A 26,565-nucleotide genomic window follows, 5' to 3' on the forward strand; every position below is an offset into this window, starting at 1 on the left:
AGCTTGAGGGGAAACTGGCGCCGAAGCGGCAACGGCCCGCGCCGTTTTGCTTGTCGGTCGCCACGCAGGCCAAAAAAAACGGCCAGATTGTACCGCGTCGGCGGGGAACCCGTCCACAAGGCGCCCCCGCCACAGTCCCGCAACGATACGCGGGCGCGGCCCAACCGGACAGCCCTTCTGACTTATACTGGGTTTTTTTCGCGATTGAGAAGAGCGCCGCCATGCGTTTCGAAGGGTCCTCGCACTACGTCGCCACCGACGATCTGAAGCTCGCGGTCAATGCCGCGCTGACGCTGCAACGCCCGCTGCTGATCAAGGGCGAGCCCGGCACCGGCAAGACCATGCTCGCCGAGGAAGTGGCCGCCGCGCTCGACATGCCGCTGCTGCAGTGGCACATCAAGTCGACCACCAAGGCGCAGCAGGGCCTGTACGAATACGACGCCGTGTCGCGGCTGCGCGATTCGCAGCTCGGCGACGAGCGCGTGAAGGACATCTCGAACTACATCGTCAAGGGCGTGCTGTGGCAGGCGTTCGATGCCGAGCACCCGAGCGTGCTGCTGATCGACGAGATCGACAAGGCCGACATCGAATTCCCGAACGACCTGCTGCGCGAGCTCGACCGGATGGAATTCCACGTGTACGAGACGCGCGAGACGGTCCGTGCGAAGCACCGCCCGCTCGTCATCATCACGTCGAACAACGAGAAGGAGTTGCCCGACGCGTTCCTGCGCCGCTGCTTCTTCCACTACATCCAGTTCCCCGACCCGTCGACGATGCAGAAGATCGTCGCGGTGCACTTCCCCGACATCCGCGAGGAGCTGCTGCGCGCGGCGCTCGAAAGTTTCTTCGAATTGCGCGGCGTGTCGGGCCTGAAGAAGAAGCCGTCGACGTCCGAGCTGCTCGACTGGCTGAAGCTGCTGCTCGCCGAGAACATCCCGGCCGACGCGCTGCGCGGCGCGGACGCGAAGCAGATCGTGCCGCCGCTCGCGGGCGCGCTGCTGAAGAACGAGCAGGACCTGAGCCTGCTCGAGCGGCTCGTCTACATGAACCGGCACAACCGGTAATTCCCCCTCACCCGCGAAGGCCCGGCCATGCTGCTCAATTTCTTCTACGCGCTGCGCGCAGCCAAGCTGCCCGTCTCGGTGAAGGAATACCTGACGCTGCTCGAATCGCTGAAGGCCGGGCTGATCTCGCCGTCGATCGACGCGTTCTACTTCCTCGCACGGATGACGCTCGTCAAGGACGAGCAGTACTTCGACAAGTTCGACCAGGCATTCGGCGCCTATTTCCACGGCGTGTCCGCGCTGCCGTCCGAAGCGTTCGACATTCCGCTCGACTGGCTCGAAAAGCGCCTCGAGCGCGAGCTGTCGCCGGAGGAGAAGGCGCAGATCGAGGCGATGGGCGGGCTCGACAAGCTGATGGAGCGCCTGAAGGCACTGCTCGACGAGCAGAAGGAGCGCCACGAAGGCGGCAACAAGTGGATCGGCACCGGCGGCACGTCGCCGTTCGGGCACGGCGGCTACAACCCGGAAGGCGTGCGCATCGGCGGCCCGTCGAACGGCAACCGCACCGCGGTCAAGGTGTGGGAGGCGCGCGCATACCGCGACTACGACGATTCCGTCGAGATCGGCACGCGCAACATCAAGGTCGCGCTGCGGCGGCTGCGCCGCTTCGCGCGCGAAGGCGCAGCCGAGGAGCTCGACCTGCCCGGCACGATCCGCAGCACCGCCGCGAACGCGGGCTGGCTCGACCTGCGGATGGTGCCCGAGCGCCACAACAACGTGAAGGTGCTGATGCTGCTCGACGTCGGCGGCTCGATGGACGATCACATCAAGCGCACCGAAGAGCTGTTCTCGGCCGCGAAGGCCGAATTCAAGCACCTGGAGTTCTTCTACTTCCACAACTGCGTGTACGACCACCTGTGGAAGAACAACCGCCGCCGCCACTCGGAACGCACCGCGACGTGGGACGTGCTGCACAAGTTCACGCCCGACTACAAGCTGATCTTCGTCGGCGACGCGACGATGAGCCCGTACGAAGTGCTGCAGCCCGGCGGCTCGGTCGAATACAACAACCCGGAAGCCGGCGCCGTGTGGCTGCGCCGCCTCGCCGACCAGTTCCCCCATCATGCATGGCTGAACCCGGAGCCCGAGCGGCTATGGGAATACCGGCAGTCGGTCGCGGTGATCCGCGACCTGCTCGGCCATCGCATGTATCCGCTCACGCTCGCGGGCCTCGAAACCGCGATGCGCGCACTCAGCAAGTAACGACACCCACCAAGCACGAAGGTCGCCTCCGAGCGGCCTCCCCCCGGAGATAGCATGAACCCCTCGCCCACCGCGAGCGCCAGCCGCGCCGGCGGCCGCCGTTTTTTTGCCGATACGTCCGTGTCCGCGCTCGTCGCCGGCTTCGTCGCGATGATGACCGGCTACACGAGCTCGCTCGTGCTGATGTTCCAGGCCGGCCGCGCCGCCCACCTCACCGATGCGCAGATCTCGTCGTGGATCTGGGCGCTGTCGATCGGCATGGCGCTGACGACGATCGGCCTGTCGCTGCGTTTTCGCGCGCCCGTCGTCGTCGCGTGGTCGACGCCCGGCGCCGCGCTGCTGATCGCGTCGCTGCCCGGCGTGCCCTACCCCGAGGCGATCGGCGCATTCGTCGTCTGCGCGGTGCTGCTGACGGCCGTCGGCGTGAGCGGGCTGTTCGACACGCTGATGCGCAAGATTCCGGCCGGCATCGCCGCCGCCCTGCTCGCGGGCATCCTGTTCGAGATCGGCATCGAGATCTTCCGCGCCGCGCAGTTCCAGACCGCGCTCGTGCTCGCGATGTTCTTCACGTACCTGATCGTCAAGCGGCTCGCGCCGCGCTATGCGATTCCGACGACGCTGATCGTCGGCACGGCGGTGGCCGGCGGCCTCGGCCTGCTCGACTTCAGCGGCTTTCACATCGCGTTCGCGAAGCCCGTGTTCACGATGCCGGCGTTCTCGATCGCGTCGATCGTCAGCATCGGCATTCCGCTGTTCGTCGTCGCGATGGCGTCGCAGAACGTGCCGGGCATCGCGGTGCTGCGCGCGGACGGTTATCAGACCCCGTCGTCGCCGCTGATCGCGACCACCGGCCTCGCATCGCTGCTGCTCGCGCCGTTCGGCTCGCACGGCGTGAACCTCGCGGCGATCACGGCCGCGATCTGCACGGGCCCGGAAGCGCACGAGGATCACGCGAAGCGTTACACGGCCGCCGTGTGGTGCGGCATGTTCTACCTGGTCGCCGGTGTCTTCGGCGCGACGATCGCCGCGCTGTTCGCGGCGCTGCCGAAGGCGCTCGTCGTGTCGGTCGCCGCGCTCGCGTTGTTCGGCTCGATCATGAGCGGCCTCGCGAACGCGATGCAGGACGTGAAGCAGCGCGAAGCCGCACTCGTCACGTTCATGGTCACCGCGTCGGGCCTCACGCTGCTGTCGATCGGCTCGGCCTTCTGGGGGCTCGTCGCGGGGATCGTCACGCAGGTGATCCTGAACGCGCGCCGCCCCGCGTAATGCGGCACGGCGCTCGCCGGACATGCCAAAACGTGCTCGACGCGAATCGGGCCTAGAATGATGGCTTGGAAGCGGCGCCCGGCGCCGCTTCGCTTCGCCGCCGCGCTCGCGCGGCCCGTGAGAACCCGGCGCCTTGCGCCCTTCTTCCGAATCGCCATGACTACCGCACTCGACCAGCTGAAGCAGTACACGACCGTCGTCGCCGACACGGGCGATTTCCAGCAGCTTGCGCAATACCAGCCGCAGGACGCGACCACGAACCCTTCGCTGATCCTGAAGGCCGTCCAGAAGGACGCGTACAAGCCGATCCTCGAGAAAACCGTCCGCGATCATCGCAACGAAAGCACCGACTTCATCATCGACCGCCTGCTGATCGCATTCGGCACCGAGATCCTGAAGCTGATCCCGGGCCGCGTGTCGACCGAGGTCGACGCGCGCCTGTCGTTCGACACCCAGCGCTCGATCGACAAGGGCCGCGAGCTCATCAAGCTGTACGAAGCAGCCGGCATCGGCCGCGAGCGCATCCTGATCAAGCTCGCGTCGACGTGGGAAGGCATCCGCGCGGCCGAAGTGCTGCAGAAGGACGGGATCAAGTGCAACATGACCCTGCTTTTCTCGCTCGTGCAGGCCGCCGCCTGCGCGGAAGCCGGCGCGCAGCTGATCTCGCCGTTCGTCGGCCGCATCTACGACTGGTTCAAGAAGCAGGCCGGCGCGGAGTGGAATGAAGAGAAGGACGGCGGCGCGAACGATCCGGGCGTGCAGTCGGTGCGCCGCATCTACACGTACTACAAGACGTTCGGCTACAAGACCGAAGTGATGGGCGCGAGCTTCCGCACGACCAGCCAGATCACCGAACTCGCCGGCTGCGACCTGCTGACGATCAGTCCCGATTTGCTGCAGAAGCTGCAGGACAGCAATGAGACGGTCACGCGCAAGCTGTCGCCGGAAGCGCTGCACGACAAGCCCGCCGCGCGTGTCGCGATCGACGAGGCAGCGTTCCGCTTCCAGCTGAACGACGACGCGATGGCAACCGAAAAGCTCGCCGAAGGCATCCGCGTATTCGCCGCCGATGCGGTGAAGCTCGAGAAGCTGATCGACTCGCTGCGCTGAGCCGCAATACGCGTCAGCGGCTGTCGGCAACACTGACAACAGCCGTCAGCAAGCGCGACGTACACGGCCGCGAACGTCATGTTCGCGGCCGTTTTTATTTTTCATTCCATCGTCAAGTACGCGCACTACAATCCACGTCACGGGTGCGGCGGCCGCCTCCCGATGCCCCCTTTTCCCGGTCAGTCTTGTTCGACGCCGAACCCGCGCAGATGCGCAGGCCGGCTCATCACAGGAGACAACGATGCAAGTTCAACCGTACCTGACGTTCTACGGTCGTGCCGACGAAGCCCTTCAGTTCTACGAAAAGGCACTCGGTGCGAAGACGATGTTCAAGATGCACTTCAAGGACGCGCCGCCGAATCCCGACTACCCGATGGCGCCGGAGATGGGCGACAAGGTGATGCATGCGAGCTTCACGATCGGCGACTCGATGATCATGTGCTCGGACGGCGACTGCAGCCAGCCGGCAGGCGCCGCGCACGCCGGCTATTCGCTGTCGCTGAACCCGGAGACGGTCGAGGAAGGCCAGAAGCTGTTCAATGCGCTCGCCGACGGCGGCGAAGTGACGATGCCGTTCGGCAAGACGTTCTGGGCGCTCGGCTTCGGGATGGCCAAGGATCGCTTCGGCGTGCACTGGATGGTCAACGTCGAAGACCTGTCGCAGCGCGAGGAGCTCGCGAAACGCGCGCAGGGCTGACGCAGGAAAACGCCCGCCACCGTGAGGTGGCGGGCGTTTTCGTTACCGCGCGTCGTCCGTCTCAGCCTTCGACGACGTCGAGATAGTCCTCCGGCCGCGTGCGATCCTCCGCATGCGCCATGCCCATCACGCGCACCAGCACGCTCACCACCACCGCCACCACCAGGTTCACGATCAGCGACCACACGGCCGCGTAGCCGGGAATCGCGAGACCGAACAGGTGGATCGTGAAGATCGATCCGGCCAGCTTCAGCGAAATCGCCATCCACGTGCCGCACACGATGCCGGCCGCCCAGCCGGCCAGCAGGCCGCGATGGTCGAGCACGCGCGTGTAGAGGCCGAGCACGATCGCGGGAAGCGTCTGGATGATCCAGATCCCGCCGAGCAGCTGCAGCTGGATCGCATAGGTCAGCGGCAGCCCGAGGATGAACGCGACCGCGCCGACCTTCACGATCAGCGACACGAGCTTCGCGACGTGCGTCTCCTGCTCGTGCGACATGTTGCGGTTCACGAACTCGCGGTGAATGTTGCGCGTGTACAGGTTCGCGGCCGCAATCGACATGATGGCCGCGGGCACCAGCGCGCCGATGCCGATCGCCGCGAACGCGACGCCGACGAACCACGACGGGAAATACTCGAGGAACAGCGCGGGCACCGCGAAGTTCGGGCCGAACGCCTTGAAGTACGGCGCGTACTGCGGCATGTCCTTCACGCCCGCCGCGAGCGCCATGTAGCCGAGCAGCGCGAGCAGGCCGAGCACGAACGAGTACGCGGGCAGCATCGCCATGTTGCGGCGGATCGAGTTGCCGGACGACGACGACAGGATCGCCGTGACCGAGTGCGGATACAGGAACAACGCGAGCGCCGAGCCGATCGCGAGCGTCGCGTACGCGCTGTAGCCGTTCAGGCTCGTCGCGTCGGGCGCCTTCAGCAGCAGCTTGGCCGGCGGCACCGACGCGAAGATGTGTCCGAAGCCGCCGAGCTTCGCCGGGATCACGATGACCGCCGCGGCGATCGTGATGTAGATCAGGATGTCCTTGACGATCGCGATCATCGCGGGCGCGCGCAGGCCCGACGTGTACGTGTACGCGGCGAGGATCGCGAACGCGATGATCAGCGGCAGGTCGCCGACGAAGCCGGTCGTGTCGAAACCGAGCGCGCCGATCACCACTTCGATGCCGACGAGCTGCAGCGCGATGTACGGCATCGTCGCGAGGATGCCCGTCACCGCGATCGCGAGCGCGAGCATCCGGCTGCCGTAGCGCGCGTTGACGAAGTCGGCGGCCGTCACGTAGCCGTGCCGCTTCGCGATGCTCCACAGCTTCGGGAACACGACGAACGCGAACGGATAGATCAGGATCGTATAGGGCAGCGCGAAGAAACCCATCGCACCGGCGCCGAACACGAGCGCGGGCACCGCGACGAACGTGTACGCCGTATAGAGGTCGCCGCCGAGCAGGAACCACGTGACGATCGTGCCGAAGCGGCGTCCGCCGAGGCCCCACTCGTCGAGATGGGCGAGATCGCCGCGCCGCCAGTTCGCGGCCAGGAAACCGATGATCGTGACGCCGATGAACAGCAGGACGAAGACGAAGGTTGCGCCGAGATTCATCGTGCACCTCCCTGCGGGCCGCTCGCCTTCCACGCGTTCTTGGTCTTGAAGTACACGAACGCGGTGATCACCGCGCTGATGAAGACCCAAAGCAGCTGGTACCAGTAGAAAAACGGAAAACCGAACACCTGCGGTTCGATCTTGCTGTACGACGGTACCCAGACCATCGCGATCAACGGCAGTACCAGCAGCCAGAGCCAGCGCTTGGCGGCCCGGTTGGCGTCGGCATCGTGAGCCATGACGTCTCCTCTTCTTTCCCGGTTATCGATCTTGTTGAGCGGGTACGGCGCCGAGAGGAGCGCAAAACGGGTAGGCTGCGGCTCCCCTGGCTTCGCGCCAGTATAGGAGCCGCGAGCACGCGGTCAAGCGGGGGCGAACCCGAGGTGATCCGCCCCTTGCCGCGTGGTTGCACCGGCCTGCCGCCGGTGCCTGAAACGTCAGATCGCGAACGAGGTATCGCGCGCGCCGGTCGTTTCTTTCAAAGCTTTCACCCACTTGCGTGCGGGCAGCTTCAGCGTGTCCTCGATCAGCTTCGCACGCGCGTCGAGCTGCGCGAACGACACGTCGAGCGCGGGGCCCGAGAACGCGATCGCGATGCGGTTGCCGTCATGCACTTCCGGCAGCGCGATCACGCGATGATCGAACGCCGCGTTCAGGTGCTTCATGTTGCGCACGAAGCTCGGATGATCGCCGAACAGGTTGATCGTCGCGATGCCCGCGTCGGCAAGGCAGCCGCGCACCGCACGGTAGAACGCGACGCTGTCGAGCACCGGGCCGCGCGCGGTCGCGTCGTACAGGTCGATCTGGATCGCGCCCGTCGTGCCGCGGTTGGCCGGGTCGTTGACGAAGTCCCACGCGTCGGCTTCGTGCACGACGAGACGTGCGTCGTCGGGCGGCATCGCGAACATCGTGCGCGCGGCGACGATCACGGCCGGGTTCAGCTCGACGGCCTCGACCTTTGCTTGCGGGAGGAAGCGGTGCGAGAACTTGGTCAGCGCGCCGGTACCGAGCCCGAGCTGGACGATCCGCCCGGGCGTTTCGAGGAACAGCAGCCACGCCATCATCTGCTGCGCGTATTCGAGCTCGATGTGCAGCGGCTTCGAGATCCGCATCGCACCCTGTACCCACTCGGTGCCGAAGTGCAGGAAGCGCACGCCGCCCTCTTCCGAGAACGTGACGGGCGCGAAGCGCGGCTTGCGCGGCGCTTCGAGCACGGGCACGTCGTCGTGTTCGTCGATGTCCGGGCGGCGCTTCACGCGTGGCGGCTGGAGTTTTTCGGAGCCGTTGTAGGAGGACGGCTTGCGATTCTTGAACGCGCGCGCCTCGGCGGACGCGCGCTTGATCAGTCGGGTCATGATTGAATCTCGCTGGGTGACGCTGGTTTTAGCGGACGAGAGGATAGCATTGGTGGGGGATGGCAGCCGCGAGGCGCGCCCGGCCGCACCCGACTTCGAATCCCGTTGGCGATACACGGCATTCATCGCTCGAAGGAGGAAACATGACCTCAACCAACAGGAAGATCTGGTTTCCGGCGAAACGCTACGGATGGGGCTGGGGATTGCCGGTTGCGTGGCAGGGCTGGGTCGTGCTGGTGCTGTTCGCGCTCGGGATCATCGCGAGCGCATGGCTGGCGCCGCCTCACCGTTCACCGTTCGCCTACGGCGTGTGCATCGTGGTGCTGGTCGCACTGCTGACCATGGTGTGCTGGATCAAGGGCGAGAAGCCCAGATGGAGATGGGGCGAGGACGATTGAGCGTCGCGCACGATGGCTGCCCGCCTCGCCCCCTCGCGCCGCAATCAGTCGCGAATCCCCCGCCACTGCGCGAGCTTCTGCTCGAACGACAACATTGCATTCGCCGGACTCGACGAAGGCAGCACGAGCGTGTCGTATCCGGCGTGGCCGATCACGTCGGCGAACCGCCCTGCCGTCTTGCCGTTGAAGCACACGCGCTTGAGCAACGGCGCATGTTCCCGCAACGAATCGAAGTCGTTCGGCTTCGCATTCCGGATCGCCGAGTCGAGACTGCCTTTCCGATGGCATGCATCGAGCACGTCCCAGATGCCGATGCCATGCGAAAGCACGCACACGAGCCGCGCATCGTACGGCAGGTCATGAAGCGTCGGCTCGCCGAGCACCGCCCCCAGCAACCGCCAGAACTGGTTGCGCGGATGCGCGTAATACTGCGCGGCATCGAGCGAAGCCTCGCCCGGAAAGCTGCCGAGGATCATCGTGTGCGTATCCGGCCCGACGACCGGCGCAAACCCCTGCAGCATCATGCGTCTCCACGCGGCCCGACGGACCGGGGCCCGTCGCCGTGCGCATCGAGATGACGCCACAGCGCCGGCAGCATGCATTCGGTGACCATCAACGGCTTGCCGTGACGCTGAAACACCGAGCGTCGCGCGGCAAACGCATGCGGCGCGCGCACGCCCGCGCCGAGCGCATGACTCGCGAGCGCATACAGCGGATGGCCGGCGATCACACGCCGGCTGACGAGCGCAGAACGTTCGACCTGCGGATCGCTGTACAGCAACTCAGCCAGCGGCCGCGTGCGCAGCCGCCGCATTGCCTGCCACACGCCCTTGCTGGCCGCGAGCGGCGCGATGCTGTGCGCGGCAACAAAAGGCGTGCCGTCGACCGACAGGATCACCTCGCGCACCCACATCGGCGCGCGCGGCGAACTGGCGAGCGCGTCCGGCTCGTCGAACCACGGGCAGTCGACGGCCTCGCGCGTCACCCGCACGTTCACGCGGCCGAGCCGCGCGAGGTGCGCGGTCAGCGATCCGCCGCGCGTCAGCCAGTCGCGCTGGTCGAGCGTGCAGCCAGGCCGCGGCGTCTCGCGCCAGCCGGCCTGCCCGCCGTCGAATCGCAAACGCGCGTTCACGCGGTGCGCGACAGCAGCAGCGCGTTGGTCCGCTTCACGAAGCTCGCCGGATCGTCCAGCATGCCGCCTTCGGCCAGCAGCGCCTGATCGAACAACAGATGGGCCCAGTCGCCGAAATCGGCGCTGTCGGCCTTCAGTTGCTTGACGAGCGCGTGCTCCGGGTTGATCTCGAGGATCGGCTGCATCGCCGGCGCATTCTGGCCGGCCGCCTTCAGCATCCGCTGCAGGTAGCCGCTCATGTCGTTGTCGTCGGCGACGAGGCACGACGGCGAATCGGTCAGGCGGAACGTGACGCGCACTTCCTTCACCTTGTCGCCGAGCGCTTCCTTCATCTTCTCGACGACAGGCTTGATCGCCTCGCCCGCTTCTTCCTGCGCCTTCTTCTCTTCGTCGTTCAGCTCGCCGAGGTCGAGGTCGCCGCGCGCCACGCTCGCGAGCGGCTTGCCGTCGAATTCATGCAGGAACGACAGCATCCATTCGTCGACGCGGTCGGTCAGCAGCAGCACCTCGACGCCCTTCTTGCGGAACACTTCAAGGTGCGGGCTGTTCTTCGCGGCCTGCCACGTATCGGCCGTCACGTAGTAGATCTTGCTCTGCTCGGGCTTCATGCGCGACACGTAGTCGGCGAGCGACACGTCCTGCGCGTCGGTGTCGCCGTGCGTCGACGCGAAGCGCAGCAGCTTCGCGATGCGCTCGCGGTTCGCGTGATCCTCGCCGAGGCCTTCCTTCAGCACCTGGCCGAACGCGCCCCAGAACGTCTTGTACTTCTCCTTGCCGGCATCCTCTTCCGCGTTCGCGAGTTCCTCGAGCATCGACAGCGCGCGCTTGGTCACGCCTTCGCGGATCGCCTTCACGTCGCGGCTTTCCTGCAGGATTTCACGCGACACGTTCAGCGGCAGGTCGGCCGAATCGACGACGCCCTTCACGAAGCGCAGGTATTGCGGCAGCAGCTGCTCGGCGTCGTCCATGATGAACACGCGCTTCACGTACAGCTTCAGGCCGCCGCGGTAGTCGCGGTTCCACAGGTCGAACGGCGCGTGCGCCGGCACGAACAGCAGCTGCGTGTATTCGCTGCGGCCCTCGACGCGGTTGTGCGTCCACGTGAGCGGATCCTGGTGGTCGTGCGCGATGTGCTGGTAGAACTGCGTGTACTGCTCGTCGGTGACGTCGCTCTTCGAACGCGTCCACAGCGCGCTCGCCTGGTTGACGGTCTCGTCCTCGTCCTTCAGGACCATCTCGCCCTTTTCCTGATCCCACTCTTCCTTCTGCATCAGGATCGGCAGCGCGATGTGATCGGAATACTTCTGGATGATCGACTTCAGGCGGTGCGACGACAGCAGCTCGTCCTCGCCTTCGCGCAGGTGCAGCGTGATCGTCGTGCCGCGCTGCGCGCGCTCGATCGCGTCGATCGTGAAGTCGCCCTCGCCCGCGCTTTCCCAGCGCACGGCTTCGTTCTCCGGCAGGCCCGCGCGGCGGGTCTCGACGGTGATCTTGTCCGCGACGATGAAGCCCGAGTAGAAACCGACGCCGAACTGGCCGATCAGCGCCGCGTCCTTCTGCTGGTCGCCGGACAGCTTCGTGAAGAATTCCTTGGTGCCCGAACGCGCGATCGTGCCGAGGTTCGCGATCGCCTCGTCGCGGCTCATGCCGATGCCGTTGTCCTCGATCGTGATCGTGCGTGCGGCCTTGTCGAAGCCGATGCGGATGCGCAGGTTCGGATCGTTCTCGTACAGCGCGTTGTCCGCGAGCGCCTCGAAACGCAGCTTGTCGGCCGCGTCGGACGCGTTCGACACCAGTTCGCGCAGGAAGATTTCCTTGTTGCTGTAGAGCGAATGGATCATCAGGTGGAGAAGTTGCTTGACCTCTGCCTGAAAGCTCATCGTTTCATGTGCCATGGATGCTGTTTCCTCTTACTTGAACTTGAATGGTGTGGCGCAGGCGCCCGGTGCGCGATGCCGGACGGCCCTGAAGGGCCACCGCCTGGCGCAAGCGGTTTGCGCGCGTATCTGGGGATCGCACGCCCGATTTCAAGGGCCGGCGTGCCGCGCCGGGTCACGACGCGCGGCGTACGGCCGAATCGATATAGCGCGACAGCAGCCCCGGCAGCGCCGGATCGCCGCAGTTCGCGACGTTGAAGCGCATCCACGTCGACGGCGATTGCTGCGGCGAGAACAGGCTGCCCGGCGTCAGCAGAAAGCCGGCCTCGTGCGCGACCGCCGCGAGCGCGTCGGAGTCGACGCCCGTGTCGGCCCACAGGAACATCCCGGCCGCCGGCATCGTGAAGAGGCCGAGCCCGGTGCGCTCGAGCATCCGCGCGGTCTTGTCGCGCACGCCGTCGAGCCGCGCGCGCAGCCGCTCGACGTGGCGCCGGTAATGCCCTTCGGTCAGGATCTTGTAGAGCACGCGCTCGTTGAGCTCGGGCGTCGTCATCCCGACCAGCATCTTCTGGTCGGTAACCGCCTTCGCGATCTCCGGCGCGCACGCGACATAGCCGACCCGCAGGTTCGCCGCGAGCGTCTTCGAATAGCTGCCGAGGTAGATCACGCGCTTCAGCTGGTCGAGGCTCGCGAGGCGCGTGGCCGGATAGCTCGGCGGGCACAGGTCGCCGTACACGTCGTCCTCGACGACGAGGAAGTCGTACGCCTCCGCGAGCTTCAGGATCCGGAACGCCTGCGCGGCCGACAGCGACGTGCCGGTCGGGTTCTGCAGCACCGAGTTGATCACGAGCATCTTCGGCCGCCACATCTGCACCAGGGTTTCGAGCGCGTCGAGATCGGGGCCGTCGGGCGTGTAAGGCATCCCGACGAGTTGCGCGCCCTGCGCCGCGAAACGCCCGAACATCTGGAACCAGGCCGGATCGCCGACGATCACCGCGTCGCCAGGCCGCATGTAGATCCGCGAAATCAGGTCGATCGCCTGCGTGATCCCCGAGACGAGCACGATCTGCTCGGGTTTCGCGCCGATCTCCACTTCGGCGAGGCGCGTCTGCAGTTGCTGGCGCAGCGGCAGGAAGCCCTGCGCGGTGCCGAAGCCGAGCATCTGCGCGCCGGACTGGCGCCCGAGCGCGCGCAGCGCGCCGGTAATCAGTTCGCCGTCGAGCCAGCGGCCCGGCAGATAGCCGAGACCCGGCCCCTTTTCCGGGCTGACGGTGTGCAGCATGTTGCGCAGCAGCCAGACGACGTCGATCGTGTTGTGCACCGGCGCGGCCTCGGCCACGCGCGCGACGCTGTCGGCCGGCTGCGGGCCGGCGGCCGTGCGCTCGCGCACGTAGAAACCCGAGCCGCGCCGCGAGTCGAGATAGCCCTGCGCGACGAGCCGCTCATAGGCCTCGACGACGGTGAAGCGGGATACGCTCTTGTCGAGCGCGAGCTTGCGGATCGACGGCATCCGCATGCCGGGCCGGAACACGCGTTCGTCGATACGCCGCCGCGCCCACTGGACCAGCTGGTCGACGAGCGTGAGCGTGGCCGTATCGTGCGGCGCGGGAATCTGGGCGAGTGGGACGGTGGACATGGGCGGCAGCTCCAACTGTACCGAAGGCTATCGCGCCGATTGTACCGTTACTGTGCCGGTAGCGACGATTACAGTTGACCGGACTGGCGACCGTGCGGCTGCCGTTCCGGCAGCGCCGCACCCGGCACAGCGCCCACCGGCCCGCATCGCGGCCGGTATGCCGGCCGGTTCGGCCACCGCCCGGCGCCTCGCCCGCCCACCATGACACTTTCGCTTCCCGACCGACGTTCATGCCAGCCCGCTCCCTGACACTCGACCATCTCGTGATCGCCGCGCGTACGCTCGACGAAGGCGTACGCCATGTCGCCGACGCGCTCGGCATCGAACCGGCCGGCGGCGGCCGCCACCCGCTGATGCGAACCCACAACGCGCTGTTCGGCGCGTGGGGCGGGCTGTACCTCGAGGTGATCGCGATCGACCCCGACGCGCCGGCGCCGAACGACGGCGCCGAGCCGCCGCGCGCCCGGCTGTTCGCGCTCGACGAGCCGGCCATGCACGCGCGGCTCGCGCAAGGCCCGTTTCTCGCGCACTGGGTCGCGCGCGTCGACCGTCCGCGCCAGCTCGCGCTGTGGCAGAGCCAGTACCCGGCACGCATCGCGCCGGTCGTCGCGATGCGGCGCGGCGACCTGAGCTGGGGCCTCACCGTGCCCGACGACGGCGCATTCCCCGCGTGGCAAGGCGCGGGCGACGGGCTCGTGCCGTCGCTGATCCAGTGGGACAGCCCGCGCCACCCGGCCGAGTCGCTGCCGGATAACGGCATCGCGCTGAAGGCGCTCAAGGGCACCCACCCGCGTGCCGACGCTGTCCGCGAGCAGCTCGACTGGCTCGGCGCCGCCCACCTGCTCGACCTCGAAGCCGCCGACGGCCCGCCCGCGCTCGTCGCCGAATTCGACACGCCGCAGGGCCCGCGCACGCTGCGCTGAGCTCCCGCCGCCCCGATCCCACCCCAATACCGGCAACACGGAGACACTTACCCCATGAATTCGCGCGAAACCCGAGGCATGCTGCTCGGCCTCATCGGCGTCATGATCTTCAGCCTGACGCTGCCGATGACGCGGATCGTCGTCTCCGAACTCCATCCGCTGCTCAACGGGCTCGGCCGCGCGCTCGCCGCCGCCGTACCGGCCGGCCTGCTGCTGTGGTGGCGCCGCGAGCCGCTGCCGACCCGCGCGCAACTGAAAAGCCTCGCGATCACGTCGGCGGGCGTGATCATCGCGTATCCGGTGTTCTCCGCGTGGGCGATGAAATCGGTACCGGCGTCGCACGGCGCGGTGGTCAACGGCCTCCAGCCGCTGTTCGTCGCGCTGTACGCGGCATGGCTGTCGCACGAGCGGCCATCGAAGGCGTTCTGGGCCAGCGCGGTGGCCGGCAGCGCGCTCGTGATCGCGTTCGCGCTGCGCGACGGCGGCGGCACCGTGCAGGCCGGCGACGCGCTGATGCTCGTCGCGGTCGGCATCGGCGCGCTCGGTTATGCGGAAGGCGCGCGCCTCGCGCGCCAGATCGGCGGCTGGCAGGTGATCTGCTGGGCGCTCGTCGTGTCCGCGCCGTTCCTCGTGCTGCCGGTCGGCTGGCTCGCATGGATGCAGCATGCCGCACATCCGGGCCCGCTCGCCCTGCGCACGTGGCTCGCCTTCGGCTACGTGACCCTCTTTTCTCAATTCATCGGCTTTTTCGCGTGGTACGCGGGGCTCGCGATGGGCGGCATCGCGCGCGTGGGCCAGGTGCAACTGCTGCAGATTTTCTTCACGATCGCCTTTTCCGCGCTGCTGTTCGGCGAAACGGTCACGTCGTCCACGTGGCTGTTCGCGGCCGCGGTGATCGCCACCGTGGTGCTCGGGCGCCGCTCGGCAGTCGCCACGGCCGCGCAACCGGCTCGCGCCGGCTGAACAGGTGCGCCATAATGGACGTTTTGCCAGATCGGTTTTGCCCACCCGGCCGCGAAGGCTCGATCGCGCTCGCGCATGCCCACCCGGCAGCGTCGAAGCGATTTGCCCGAACGACCTTTCTTGACTGACCACGATATCCGAACGAGGAGACTATGAATCCGAGCGACCTGCATCCGCCGCACTGGCAGCTTTCCGAACGCGCCCGCAAGCTGACGAGCTCTGCGATCCGCGAAATCCTGAAGGTCACGGAACGCCCCGAGGTCATCTCGTTCGCCGGCGGCCTGCCCGCCCCCGCGACGTTCCCGGCCGAACGCATGCGCGCCGCCGCCGATCGCGTGCTGCGCGACGCGCCGGCCGCCGCGCTCCAGTACAGCGCGACCGAAGGCTACCTGCCGCTGCGCGAATGGATCGCCGAGCGCTACAGCGTGCGCGTGTCGCAGGTGCTTATCACGACCGGCTCGCAGCAGGCGCTCGACCTGCTCGGCAAGGCGCTCGTCGATCCGGGCAGCCCGATCCTCGTCGAAACCCCGACCTACCTCGGCGCACTGCAGTCGTTCTCGCTGTACGAGCCGCGCTACGTGCAGGTGCCGACCGACGAGCAGGGCCTGCTGCCGGAAGGCCTGACGCCGGAACTCACGCAAGGCGCGCGCCTGCTGTACGCGCAGCCGAACTTCCAGAACCCGACCGGCCGCCGCCTGCCCGTCGAGCGCCGCCGCGCGCTCGCCGCGTTCGCGCAGTCGAGCCCGTTCCCGGTGCTGGAAGACGATCCGTACGGCGCGCTGAACTACCGCGGCGAGCCGCTGCCGACGATGCTGTCGATGGCGCCCGATCACGTCGTGCACCTCGGCACGTTCTCGAAGGTGCTCGCGCCGGGCCTGCGGATCGGCTACATCATTGCGCCCGAGGAACTCCACTTCAAGCTCGTGCAGGCCAAGCAGGCCACCGACCTGCACACGCCGACGCTCACGCAGCGCATCGCGCACGAAGTGATCAAGGACGGTTTCCTCGACGAGCACATCCCGACGATCCGCGAGCTGTACAGCGCGCAGTGCGACGCGATGCTCGGCTCGCTCGAGCGCCACATGCCGGAAGGCGTCACGTGGAACCGGCCGGAAGGCGGGATGTTCATCTGGGTGAACCTGCCCGCGCAGATCGACAGCATGAAGCTGCTCGCCGCGGCCGTCGACAACCACGTCGCCTTCGTGCCGGGCGCGCCGTTCTTCGCGGACAACGCGCAGCAGAACACGCTGCGCCTGTCGTTCGTGACGGTGCCGCCCGAGAAGATCGAGGAAGGCGTCGCTCGCCTCGGCAAGCTGCTGCGCGAGCGCCTCTGATCCCCTTTTTCCTGTCACGACTCTCTACGAGGAATCGAATCCATGGCTAACGTCTACGACAAGCTGAAGTCGCTCGGCATCGAGCTCCCGACCGCCGGCGCACCGGCCGCCGCCTACGTGATGAGCGCGCAAAGCGGCAATACGGTCTACCTGTCGGGCCACATCGCGAAGAAGGACGGCAAGGTCTGGGCCGGCAAGCTCGGCGCGGATCTGCAGACGGAAGACGGCAAGGCGGCCGCGCGCTCGATCGCGATCGACCTGCTCGCGACGCTGCACGCACACACCGGCGACCTGAACAAGGTCACGCGCATCGTCAAGCTGATGAGCCTCGTCAACTCGACGCTCGACTTCACCGAACAGCACGTCGTGACGAACGGCGCGTCGGAACTGATCGCCGAAGTGTTCGGCGACGCGGGCAAGCACGCACGCTCGGCTTTCGGCGTCGCGCAGATCCCGCTCGGCGCGTGCGTCGAGATCGAGCTGATCGCCGAAGTTGCGTAACGGGCGCAACGCAGTGCCCGGCCGTCTCGTCCGCTTCAAGCAGGTCGACGTGTTCACGTCGGTGCCGTTCAAGGGCAACGCGCTCGCCGTGGTGTTCGACGCCGATTCGCTCGACGACGACGCCATGCTCGAGATCGCCCGCTGGACGAACCTGTCGGAAACCACGTTCGTCTGCACGCCGACCGATCCGGAAGCCGACTACCGCGTCCGGATCTTCACGACGGCCGGTGAACTGCCGTTCGCCGGCCACCCGACGCTCGGCACCGCGCATGCGTTCCTGGAAAGCGGCGCGCGGCCGCGTACGCCGGGCCGGCTGATCCAGCAGTGCGGGGTCGGCCTGGTTGCGCTGCGCGAGCAGGCCGACGGCTGGGCGTTCGCCGCGCCGCCGGCCCGCGTCACGCCGCTCGACCGTTCGGACTACGCGGCGCTGGCTGCCGCGCTGCGCAGCGACGCGATCGACCTGGAAGCCGAGCCGTGCGCGGTCGACAACGGCGCGCCGTGGCTGGTCGTGCGGCTGAAGTCGGCCGACGCGTGCATCGGCCTGTCGCCCGATCCGGCCGCGCTGGAGGCGCTCACGCACCGTTACGGCATGGACGGCCTCGCCGTCTACGCCCCGCACGCCGAAGGCGGTCCCGCGACGTTCGAAATCCGCTGCCTGATGACGGGCGGCAACTTCGGCTTCGGCGAGGATCCCGTCACCGGCAGCGCAAACGCCGCGCTGGCCGGGCTGCTGACGCGGCAGGAGCGCCGCCCCGGCCCGTCGTATACGGCCCGCCAGGGTACGGCGATCGGCCGCGACGGCCGCATCTTCGTCAGCTATGCCGAAGACGGCACCACCTGGATCGGCGGCCACGTCGTCACGGTCGTCGACGGCACCTTCCTGTCACCCGTGTGACATTTCGCGATGTGCGATGGCGCCGGCCCGCCCGGCGCCCCCTACGCTTCGCCCAACTATCGCAAAAACGTTCCAGCCAGTAATATCGGGCCTAATCCGTTGTTTCGGAGGTCTGTCCATGGTTGCGTGTCCCGCGAACGAACAGACGTCGGGACAACCCGAACCATAGCCAGCCATCCTGACGGATGGCGCACGCGAGCAGGACGCCACCCTCTTCGATGAGCTCCGCCCGGTCCAACCACACGCCGCCGACCCGGCCGCTTCGCGCGCCGCGCAAATCGCGCCGGCGTGCGCTATTTGCGATCCCGCTGCTCGGGATGCTGGCGCTTGCGCTGCTGTGGGCTGTGATCATCGCGCGTCTCTCGGTGGAAAAGGACAGCGCCTACAAGGAGGCGGCGGCTTCCGCGGCGATCCTGTCCTCCGCGCTCGAGCAGCATACGGTCAAGGCGATCCACCAGGTCGACCAGATCACCCGCTTCGTCAAGTTCGAATTCGAGAAGTCGCCCGCGCGCTTCAACCTCGCGAGCGCCGTCGAGAAAGGCGTCGTGCCGAGCGACACGCTGATCCAGGTGTCGCTCGTCAACGCGAAGGGCATCCTGTTCGCGAACACGGCCGAGCTGCATCCGCAGCCGATCAACCTGTCCGACCGCGAGCACTTCAAGGTCCACCTCGCGCACAACGACGACCGCCTCTTCATCAGCAAGCCCGTGCTCGGCCGCGTATCGAGCCACTGGACGCTGCAGATGACACGCCGCCTGAACAACCCGGACGGCAGCTTCGCGGGCATCGTCGTCGTGTCGGAAGACCCGAGCTACTTCACGAACGACTTCTACAACAACGCGGCGATCGGCAAGGAAGGCGTGATCGCGGTGGTGTCCGATACGGGCGGCGTGCTCGCGCGGCGCACGGGCTCGGTCAGCAACGCGCCGGGCGCGTTTTCGGCGTCGGGCGTCTACCCGATCGCCGAGCGCGTGACGGGCACGATCATCGACCCGATCGACGGCGTGACGCGCATCGTGTCGTACCGCCACCTCGACGGCTACCCGCTCGCGGTGATGGTCGGGCTGTCGCAGACCGAGGAATTCGCGGACTACTACCACACGCGCAACGTCTACCTGCTGATGACAAGCTTCATCACGCTCGCGATGCTCGCGTTCTTCGGCGTCGCGACGGGGCTGATCGGCAAGCTGCTCGGCCGCGAGCGGGAAATGACGCAGCTCGCCGAATACGACCTGCTCACCGGCCTCGCGAACCGCTATGCGACGCTGCGCGGGCTGCGCAACGACGTGTCGATGCCGACGAGCCTGTCGCGGCTCGGGCTGCTGTTCATCGACCTCGACAACTTCAAGACCGTCAACGACACGCTCGGCCACAACGCCGGCGACATCGTGCTGCAGATGACCGCGTCGCGCCTGGCCGATGCGGTCGGCGACGAAGGCTCGCTCGCGCGGATCGGCGGCGACGAGTTCGTCGTCGTGATGAAGGGCGACGACGTCGAGCGGCGCGCGGTGCGGCTCGCGGAAGCGATCATCCGGATGTTCAGCGAACCGTTCGACGTGCGCGGCAGCTCGTTCGTCCTGCACGCGAGCATCGGCATCGCGCTGCACACGGTCGCGAACGAAAGCGAGATCGACCTGCTGAAGAAGGCCGATCTCGCGATGTACAGCGCGAAGGACGCCGGCAAGAACTGCTACCAGTTCTACGCGCCGCACCTGTCGCACCGCGCCGACCACCTGATGCGCTGGGAACAGCAACTCCGCGTCGCGCTCGCCGAGGGGCAGCTGTTCCTCGCATACCAGCCGAAGATCGACCTCACGCACCGCCACATCACCGGCTTCGAGGCGCTCGCGCGCTGGGATCACCCGGAGCACGGGATCATCTCCGCGAACGAATTCATTTCGATTGCCGAATCGACCGGCCTGATCGTGCCGATCGGCGACTTCGTGATCCGCACCGCGTGCGAGCAGATCGCGCGCTGGCGCGACGAGGGCCACGATACGCTGACGCTCGCGGTCAACATCTCGCCGGTGCAGTTCTGGCGCGGCGACCTGATCGAGACGATCTCGAGCACGCTTCAGGAAACCGGCATCGACGCGAACCGGCTCGAAATCGAGATCACCGAAACCGCGATGATGGAATATCCGGAGCTCGTGTCCGAGAAGATCGTCGCACTGAAGAAACTCGGCATCCGGATCGCACTCGACGATTTCGGCACCGGCTATTCGTCGCTGTCGTACCTGCACCGCTTCTCCGTCGACACGCTGAAGGTCGACCGCTCGTTCGTGCAGGCGATCCCGAACGATCGCAGCGTGTGCGTGATGGTGTCGTCGATCGTGCATCTCGCGCGCTCGCTCGGGCTGACCGTCGTCGTCGAGGGCACGGAAACCGAGGAGCAGATCACGTGGCTGTCCGCGCTCGGCGAAATCGAGGCGCAGGGCTTCCTGTTCTCGCGACCGGTGCCGGCCGATGCGATTCCCGCGCTGATCGCACGCTTCGGCGTGCGCAGCGATTCACCGAACGTGATCGCGCACCGCGCGACGGGCAGCACGGGCGCGTAAGCGCACCGTAGCCGTGGCGGGCGTTGCGTGCACCGTCATTGTTTCGTTTTCCGATCCGATTGTTTGGTTCATGAACTAGCGTTTTCGCTCATGGTCGTGTCACGATGCGCGGCGGACAATCGGGAGGGGCAACGTGTCGGCGGGCCGCCGGCATGGCCATACGCGAGAGATCGGGCCCCGAGCCCACACTACCAAGATGACAACCGTCGAAATCGAAGCGACCGCTGATGTCGAACAGGCACAGGCTTCCCTGTGGGACCTGTTCAAGGTCGTCGCCAGCATTTCGGCGGTCTCGTGGGGCGGGCTTTCGATGATGGCGCAGCTCGAACGCCACTACGTGGAGCGGCTGCAGCGCATCGAGCCTCACGTATTCGGCGATCTCGTCGCGCTGGCCTGGCTCGTGCCGGGCCCCGTAGGCTGCAACGTGGCGGTACAGGTCGGTCAGATACTGCATGGCCGCGTCGGCGCATGGGTTGCCGGCATCGCGAGCGTGCTGCCCTTCTCCATCCTGATGACGCTGTTCGCGATCTTCTATCGCACGCCATTCGTGCGCTCGCTCGCGGCGCCGATGCTGATCAATCACTTCGGGATGGTGCTCGCCGCACTGATCGGCGTCACGTGGGTCAAGCAGTTGCGCTCGCTCGCGCGCACACGGGGCGAACAGCTGATCGCCGCGCTGTCGACGATTCTGCTTGCTTTCGCGCATAATCCGGCCGCTTTCGTCGGGATTCTTTTCGCCGCATTCGCGGCGGGCTGGCTGACCGGGCCGCCGCAGCGCGACGCGGTCGATTTCACGCTGTCGGCCCGCGACCGCAACCTGCTCGTGCTGCTCGGCGTACTCGTCACGCTGTTCGCGGTGCCGCTGCCCGGCGATTACCAGGCGACGCTGCTGTGGCCGCGCCTCGCCGGCGCCGGCATGACGCTGTTCGGCGGCGGCTTTTCCGCGCTGCCCGTGCTCAAGACGCTGTTCGTCACGCCGGCAACCGGCATCTCCGATCACGACTTCACGCTTGCGTTCGCGCTGTCGCCCGTCGCGCCCGGGCCGCTGCTGAACGTCGTGCCGTTTCTCGGCTACCTGACCGACGGCTGGGTCGGGGCGCTGCTCGCGACGGCCGCGCTGTTCATTCCGTCGGGCTGCCTCGTCGTATTTGCGCAGAACCATCTGTCCCGGCTCAAGCGCCATTCGCGTTTCGAGCACGGGATGCGCCTGCTGCGCGCGGCGACCACGGGTTTTCTCGTCGTCGCCGTCGTGAGGATCCTGCACCGCGAACCGGCCGACCCCGTTTACTGGCTGACAGGCGCCTTCGCGACGCTTTGCTTCGCGCGCTTCAAGGTGCCCGTCTATGCCGTGTACGGCACGGTCGCGGTTGCGTGCGGCGTGTGGCTGTGGGCCGCCGCGCGCTGACGGGCGCCAGCCGCCGCCCCGTCGGCCTTGACCGGCATTCGCCCGTCCTCACCCCGCCTGCACCGCGACCCGGCGTGCCATCCAGCGGGCGCGCAGCGCGTCGTACGCAAGGTTGAAGGCGAACGTGTAAGGCAGGAAGAACAGCACGATACCGAGGTCGAGCAGCAGCGCCTCGACGAGGCTCACGTTCAGCCACCACGCGGCGACCGGCACCACCAGCACGACGAGGCCGAGCTCGAACAAGGCCGCATGCGCGATCCGCACGCCGAGCGTGCGCGACCACCCCGCGCGTCGCTCGACGCGGTCGAACAGCGTATTGAACGCCATGTTCCATGCCATCGCGATCAGCGACACCATCACCGTCAGCACGCCGACGTGCGACACCGGCATGTCGAGCAGCCACGCGCCGAGCGGCGCGCACAGCGCGATCGCGACCAGTTCGAACGTCAGTGCATGCAGCAGCCGTTCCGTCACCGTTTTGTTGACCTGTTTCATGATTCCCTCCGATTCGTCTGCTTCGTTGATGGCGGCCATTTTGATCGGCACAACCGTATGAATCCAGTTTGATATCATCGGTTTTTCCGATATAACGCCATCAGGAGCGCCGCATGCGCCACGCCCCCGAAGCCCTGCTCGCATTCGCCGAAGCCGCGCTGCTCGGTTCGTTCACGGCCGCCGCGCGCAAGCTCGGCAAGCGCCAGTCGACCGTGTCGGAGGCGATCGCGAACCTCGAGATCGATCTCGGCGTGCAGTTGTTCGACCGCTCGACGCGCACGCCGACGCTGACCGACGCCGGGCGGGCGCTGCTGCCGCAGGTGCAGCGCGCACTCGAGGCCGGCGCAGCAATCGACCGCACGGCCGCGCGGCTCGCGCGCGGCGAGGAAGCGCGGCTGACGCTCGTCGTGTCCGATACGTACCAGTCGAAGCGCTACGAGGAAACGTTGATGGCGCTCGAGCGGCGCTTTCCGGCGCTCGAGTTCGAATGCCAGATCGCCGAGCACGACGACGTGCTCGACCTGATCCAGCAGGGACGCGCGCAGCTCGGGCTGATGGCCGCGCGCGCGGCCTACCCGGCCGACATCGGCGCGGCGACGATCGCGGAGGAATCGGAGATCGGGCTGTTCGTCGGCCGCATGCACGCGCTCGCCGAATACGGCGACGCCGACGTGCCGCACGCCGCGCTGCGCGACGTGCGCGAACTGCGCCTCAATACCTATGTGAAACCGGAAGGTCGCGGCACCGGCGACCGGATCGTCGTCGGCACGCATCACTGGCTGGCGCCGAGCTACCTGATGCTGCTGGAGATGGCCGTGCAGGGGTTCGGCTGGGCCGAACTGCCGCGCTGGATGGTCGACCACTTTGCGCGCGATCGCCTGTGCGAACTACGTGCGCGCGGCTGGCCGCGCCGCGTGCGGGTCGATGCGGTCTGGTCGCGCAACCGGCCGCTCGGCCCGGTCGGCTCGTGGCTGCTCGATGCGATGCTGGCCGCGTAGCGACGCAGGCCGATGCGCCGGCGGCTGCGCGCCGGCCGGCACCGACAGGTCAGAAACCGCGCGACAACACCGCCGCGCCGATCGTCACGACGCCGAGCACGAGGTTCACGAGGACGAGCAGGCGCACCGTATTCACCGCGCGCGCGCCGTCGGGCCACTTCTGCGCCTGCACCGCACGACGGATGCGCGGGAACAGCGCGAACCGGATATGCCCGAAGATCAGCATCATCACGACGCCGAGCCCGGCCATCGCGTGCAGCGACCACGTTGCGTGCGCGCCGCCGAATTCCACGAGCAGGAAGCCGCCGGACAGCAGGATCACGATCACGGCGCCCGACACCCAGTTGAAGAAGCGGCCGAACACGCCTTCGATCAGCGGCAACCGAAGCTGCGGCGACAGGTCGGACAGCGCCGGACGCAGGCAGAAGTTGGCGAAGACCATCCCGCCCACCCACACGGCGACGGCCAGCAGATGAAGAAACAGCGCGACGGAGACAGCATGGGACATGACGGCAATCCTGTGAGGAGTGGGGTACGGCGAACGGCCGCGTCGCACGCGGCATCGAGCGACGTTCGACCGGATTGTCGCCGCCCGGTTCAGACCCCAGGCGCGATTTCACACTATTTTGCAAGTTCCGCGTGACAGCGCCACGCTTGCTTACCCGAATCCCCGCTCAAAAAGAACAGGCCGCACACCCGCCGAAGCGGAGGTGCGGCCTTCGATCACGGCCGAACCGGCCGGCCGATCGTGCGTCGCGTCAGCCGAGCAGCGGACGCAGCTCGTTGACGACCTTGAGCTTCGTCTCCGGTGCGCGGCCCTTGCGTGCGCGCTTGCCGACGTGCGGCGCCAGCCCCGCGTACGACAGCGTCTCGTCCTGCGCCTTGCCGCCGCGGCCGGTACCGATCAGCACGACGCCGGCCGGATCGATCGCGAGCGCCTGGACGAGCGTTTCCTTGTCGTCGAGCGCCATCAGGATCACGCCGCGACCGCCGCCGGACAGCGTCTTCATCTCGTCCATCCCGAACACCAGCAGGCGGCCGCCGCTCGACAGGCACGCGACCTGCGTCGCGTTCGGCAGCACCGGCATCGGCGCGAGCGGCACCGCGCCCGCATCGATGGTCATGAACGACTTGCCGGCCTTCACGCGGCTCACCATGTCGCCGACCTTCGCGAGGAAGCCGAAACCGTTGCTCGACGCGAGCAGCAGTTGCTGGTCGGCCGGCGCCGCGTAGTAGTGCATCAGGTGCGAGCCCGATTCGAGCTCGATCAGCGACGTGACCGGCACGCCGTCACCGCGCCCGCCCGGCAGCACCGACACGTCGACCGAATACACGCGGCCGCTGCTGCCCCACGCGATCAGGCGGTCCGGCGTGCGGCACTGGAACGCCGCGTACAGATGGTCGCCGGCCTTGAACGTGAAACCTGCCGGGTCGAGCCCGTGGCCCTTCAGCGCACGCACCCAGCCCTTCTGCGACACGACCACCGTCACCGGTTCGTCGACCACCTTCGCCTCGAACGTCGCGCGCTTTTCCTGCTGGATCAGCGTGCGGCGATCGTCGCCGTACTGCTTCGCGTCGGCCTCGATCTCCTTGATCATCAGCCGCTTCATCGCGCTCTCGTTCGCGAGCAGCTCCTCGAGCTTCGCCTTCTCGTCGCGCAACGCTTCGAGTTCCTTCTCGATCTTGATCTTCTCGAGCCGCGCGAGCTGGCGCAGCCGGATTTCGAGAATGTCTTCCGCCTGCCGTTCGCTGAGGCCGAACGCGCTCATCAGCGCGGCCTTCGGCTCGTCCGACTCGCGGATGATGCGGATCACCTCGTCGATGTTCAGGAAGACGATCATCCGCCCTTCGAGGATGTGGATGCGGTCGTCGACCTTCGCGAGACGATGGCGGCAACGGCGCGTCATCGTCAGCTGGCGGAACTTCACCCATTCGTCGAGGATCGTCAGCAGGCCCTTCTGGCCCGGCCGGCCATCGGCGCCGATCATCACGAGGTTCAGCGTCGCGTTCGACTCGAGGCTCGTGTACGCGAGCAGCGTGTTCACGAATTCCGTCTGGTCGATCGTGCGCGACTTCGGCTCGAACACGAGCCGCACCGCCGCTTCCTTGCCCGACTCGTCGCGCACCGCGTCGAGCAGGTCGAGCATCGCCTTCTTCGTGTTGAGCTGCTCGGGCGTGAGCGTCTTCTTGCCGAGCTTGAGCTTCGGGTTCGTCAGCTCCTCGATTTCCTCGAGCACCTTCTGGCCCGACGTGTTCGGCGGCAGCTCGGTGACGACCAGTTGCCACTGGCCGCGCGCGAGATCCTCGATCTTCCAGCGTGCGCGCACCTTCAGGCTCCCACGGCCGGTTTCATAGGCCGCCGCGATTTCCGTGTCGCTCGAGATGATCTGGCCGCCGCCCGGGAAATCCGGGCCGGGGATCAGGTTCATCAGCTCCGCATGCGAGAGCTTCGGATTGCGGATCAGCGCGACCGCCGCCGCCGCGACCTCGCGCAGGTTGTGCGACGGGATCTCGGTGGCGAGGCCGACCGCGATACCCGACGCGCCGTTCAGCAGCACGAACGGCATGCGGCTCGGCAGCGTCTTCGGCTCCTCGAACGAGCCGTCGTAGTTCGGCATGAAGTCGACCGTGCCCTGGTCGATCTCGTCGAGCAGCAGCTTCGAGATCGGCGTGAGCCGCGCTTCGGTGTATCGCATCGCCGCCGCGCCGTCGCCGTCGCGCGAGCCGAAGTTGCCCTGCCCGTCGATCAGCGGGTAGCGCAGCGAGAAATCCTGCGCGAGACGCACGAGCGCGTCGTACGCCGACTGGTCGCCGTGCGGGTGGTATTTACCGAGCACGTCGCCCACGACGCGCGCCGACTTCACCGGCTTCGCGTCCGGGCCGAGGCCCATTTCGTTCATCGCGAACAGGATCCGGCGCTGCACCGGCTTCTGGCCGTCGCACACGTCGGGCAGCGCGCGGCTCTTCACGACGCTGACCGCGTAGCTGAGATACGCCTGCTCCGCGTAGTTGCCGAGCGTCAGCGCATCGCTCTCTGGCGCGCCGGAGTCGGCAAAGAGATCGGAGGTGTTGTCGTCCATCTGAATTCCGTATTCGTAAGTGGCGTGAGGCCGGGCCGGGCGTCATGCCCGGCCGCGCGGATT

The 26,565-nt window shown here is 67.2% G+C and carries 24 protein-coding genes; 14 read left to right on the plus strand and 10 right to left on the minus strand.

What is annotated here, in order from left to right; genetic code table 11:
• The first annotated feature begins 221 nt into the window (after window positions 1-221).
• The 5 genes from ACTJLD_RS31485 (at window position 222) to ACTJLD_RS31505 (ending at window position 5,340) form a co-directional block, all read left to right on the plus strand.
• Complete coding sequence (locus tag ACTJLD_RS31485) at window positions 222-1,064, plus strand: AAA family ATPase (protein WP_021158556.1); 843 nt, start codon at window positions 222-224, stop codon at window positions 1,062-1,064.
• A gap of 27 nt (window positions 1,065-1,091) precedes the next feature.
• Window positions 1,092-2,267, plus strand: coding sequence for a vWA domain-containing protein (locus ACTJLD_RS31490; protein ID WP_034190734.1), 1,176 nt, complete (start codon window positions 1,092-1,094; stop codon window positions 2,265-2,267).
• Window positions 2,268-2,321: 54 nt separating this feature from the next.
• Window positions 2,322-3,533 carry a benzoate/H(+) symporter BenE family transporter gene (locus tag ACTJLD_RS31495; protein ID WP_059697979.1) on the plus strand — a complete coding sequence of 404 codons (1,212 nt, stop codon included), beginning with the start codon at window positions 2,322-2,324 and terminating at the stop codon, window positions 3,531-3,533.
• Between the two features lie 156 nt (window positions 3,534-3,689).
• Window positions 3,690-4,643: a transaldolase gene (gene tal / locus ACTJLD_RS31500; protein ID WP_027786801.1), complete on the plus strand. Its 954-nt coding sequence runs from the start codon at window positions 3,690-3,692 to the stop codon at window positions 4,641-4,643.
• Between the two features lie 241 nt (window positions 4,644-4,884).
• The gene (locus tag ACTJLD_RS31505) at window positions 4,885-5,340 is read left to right on the plus strand and encodes a VOC family protein (protein ID WP_027786800.1); all 456 of its coding nucleotides are present in this window, start codon (window positions 4,885-4,887) and stop codon (window positions 5,338-5,340) included.
• A gap of 61 nt (window positions 5,341-5,401) precedes the next feature.
• Here the strand turns inward: ACTJLD_RS31505 and mctP are convergent, their stop codons facing one another.
• From mctP to ACTJLD_RS31520, 3 genes are all read right to left on the minus strand, one after another.
• Window positions 5,402-6,952 (minus strand): monocarboxylate uptake permease MctP, encoded by a 1,551-nt coding sequence (gene mctP / locus ACTJLD_RS31510; protein ID WP_440660584.1) that lies wholly within the window; start codon window positions 6,950-6,952, stop codon window positions 5,402-5,404.
• Complete coding sequence (locus tag ACTJLD_RS31515; protein ID WP_027786798.1) at window positions 6,949-7,191, minus strand: DUF3311 domain-containing protein; 243 nt, start codon at window positions 7,189-7,191, stop codon at window positions 6,949-6,951. Before ACTJLD_RS31515 ends, mctP begins: the two co-directional genes overlap by 4 nt.
• Window positions 7,192-7,389: 198 nt before the next feature.
• Window positions 7,390-8,307, minus strand: a complete 918-nt coding sequence (locus ACTJLD_RS31520) for a hypothetical protein (RefSeq protein ID WP_060172947.1) — start codon at window positions 8,305-8,307, stop codon at window positions 7,390-7,392.
• Between the two features lie 143 nt (window positions 8,308-8,450).
• Here ACTJLD_RS31520 and ACTJLD_RS31525 point away from each other — a divergent pair, with 143 nt between their 5' ends.
• Window positions 8,451-8,705: a hypothetical protein gene (locus tag ACTJLD_RS31525; RefSeq protein WP_175863444.1), complete on the plus strand. Its 255-nt coding sequence runs from the start codon at window positions 8,451-8,453 to the stop codon at window positions 8,703-8,705.
• 44 nt (window positions 8,706-8,749) lie between these two features.
• Here ACTJLD_RS31525 and ACTJLD_RS31530 read toward each other — a convergent pair whose 3' ends face one another.
• The 4 genes from ACTJLD_RS31530 to ACTJLD_RS31545 form a co-directional block, all read right to left on the minus strand.
• Window positions 8,750-9,226 (minus strand): DNA-deoxyinosine glycosylase, encoded by a 477-nt coding sequence (locus ACTJLD_RS31530; RefSeq protein ID WP_136471050.1) that lies wholly within the window; start codon window positions 9,224-9,226, stop codon window positions 8,750-8,752.
• The gene (locus ACTJLD_RS31535) at window positions 9,226-9,825 is read right to left on the minus strand and encodes a chorismate--pyruvate lyase family protein (protein WP_059688871.1); all 600 of its coding nucleotides are present in this window, start codon (window positions 9,823-9,825) and stop codon (window positions 9,226-9,228) included. Before ACTJLD_RS31535 ends, ACTJLD_RS31530 begins: the two co-directional genes overlap by 1 nt.
• Before the next feature lie 8 nt (window positions 9,826-9,833).
• Window positions 9,834-11,732: a molecular chaperone HtpG gene (gene htpG, locus ACTJLD_RS31540; RefSeq protein WP_440660586.1), complete on the minus strand. Its 1,899-nt coding sequence runs from the start codon at window positions 11,730-11,732 to the stop codon at window positions 9,834-9,836.
• A gap of 157 nt (window positions 11,733-11,889) precedes the next feature.
• On the minus strand, window positions 11,890-13,350 hold the full coding sequence (locus ACTJLD_RS31545; protein ID WP_027786792.1) for an aminotransferase-like domain-containing protein: 1,461 nt from the start codon (window positions 13,348-13,350) through the stop codon (window positions 11,890-11,892).
• Window positions 13,351-13,580: 230 nt separating this feature from the next.
• Between ACTJLD_RS31545 and ACTJLD_RS31550 the strand changes: the two genes are divergently transcribed.
• The 7 genes from ACTJLD_RS31550 (at window position 13,581) to ACTJLD_RS31580 (ending at window position 21,929) form a co-directional block, all read left to right on the plus strand.
• Window positions 13,581-14,273: a VOC family protein gene (locus ACTJLD_RS31550; protein WP_301764136.1), complete on the plus strand. Its 693-nt coding sequence runs from the start codon at window positions 13,581-13,583 to the stop codon at window positions 14,271-14,273.
• A gap of 54 nt (window positions 14,274-14,327) precedes the next feature.
• Complete coding sequence (locus ACTJLD_RS31555; protein ID WP_021158543.1) at window positions 14,328-15,236, plus strand: DMT family transporter; 909 nt, start codon at window positions 14,328-14,330, stop codon at window positions 15,234-15,236.
• A 152-nt stretch (window positions 15,237-15,388) separates the two neighbouring features.
• On the plus strand, window positions 15,389-16,570 hold the full coding sequence (locus ACTJLD_RS31560; protein ID WP_048025387.1) for an aminotransferase-like domain-containing protein: 1,182 nt from the start codon (window positions 15,389-15,391) through the stop codon (window positions 16,568-16,570).
• Between the two features lie 42 nt (window positions 16,571-16,612).
• Window positions 16,613-17,071 (plus strand): RidA family protein, encoded by a 459-nt coding sequence (locus ACTJLD_RS31565; RefSeq protein ID WP_006478174.1) that lies wholly within the window; start codon window positions 16,613-16,615, stop codon window positions 17,069-17,071.
• Window positions 17,072-17,084: 13 nt separating this feature from the next.
• Complete coding sequence (locus ACTJLD_RS31570) at window positions 17,085-17,966, plus strand: PhzF family phenazine biosynthesis protein (protein WP_059697991.1); 882 nt, start codon at window positions 17,085-17,087, stop codon at window positions 17,964-17,966.
• A 218-nt stretch (window positions 17,967-18,184) separates the two neighbouring features.
• Window positions 18,185-20,524, plus strand: coding sequence for a bifunctional diguanylate cyclase/phosphodiesterase (locus ACTJLD_RS31575; protein WP_027786788.1), 2,340 nt, complete (start codon window positions 18,185-18,187; stop codon window positions 20,522-20,524).
• 196 nt (window positions 20,525-20,720) lie between these two features.
• Window positions 20,721-21,929: a chromate transporter gene (locus ACTJLD_RS31580; RefSeq protein WP_027786787.1), complete on the plus strand. Its 1,209-nt coding sequence runs from the start codon at window positions 20,721-20,723 to the stop codon at window positions 21,927-21,929.
• Window positions 21,930-21,977: 48 nt separating this feature from the next.
• Here ACTJLD_RS31580 and ACTJLD_RS31585 read toward each other — a convergent pair whose 3' ends face one another.
• Window positions 21,978-22,424 carry a multidrug/biocide efflux PACE transporter gene (locus ACTJLD_RS31585; RefSeq protein WP_059698014.1) on the minus strand — a complete coding sequence of 149 codons (447 nt, stop codon included), beginning with the start codon at window positions 22,422-22,424 and terminating at the stop codon, window positions 21,978-21,980.
• Between the two features lie 113 nt (window positions 22,425-22,537).
• On the opposite strand from ACTJLD_RS31585, the gene ACTJLD_RS31590 reads away from it, so the two are divergent.
• A complete protein-coding gene (locus tag ACTJLD_RS31590; protein WP_059697994.1) occupies window positions 22,538-23,422 on the plus strand; it encodes a LysR family transcriptional regulator in 885 nt (294 codons plus the stop codon).
• 49 nt (window positions 23,423-23,471) lie between these two features.
• Here ACTJLD_RS31590 and ACTJLD_RS31595 read toward each other — a convergent pair whose 3' ends face one another.
• Together ACTJLD_RS31595 and parC are read right to left on the minus strand one after the other, a co-directional pair.
• Window positions 23,472-23,930, minus strand: a complete 459-nt coding sequence (locus tag ACTJLD_RS31595) for a CopD family protein (RefSeq protein WP_021158534.1) — start codon at window positions 23,928-23,930, stop codon at window positions 23,472-23,474.
• Window positions 23,931-24,180: 250 nt separating this feature from the next.
• Entirely contained in the window at window positions 24,181-26,502 is a 2,322-nt protein-coding gene (gene parC / locus ACTJLD_RS31600; protein ID WP_059697995.1) for a DNA topoisomerase IV subunit A, read from the minus strand.
• Window positions 26,503-26,565: the final 63 nt, after the last annotated feature.

Origin of the sequence: Burkholderia sp. 22088 (assembly GCF_052045915.1) — a bacterium.
GTDB lineage: Bacteria > Pseudomonadota > Gammaproteobacteria > Burkholderiales > Burkholderiaceae > Burkholderia > Burkholderia cepacia.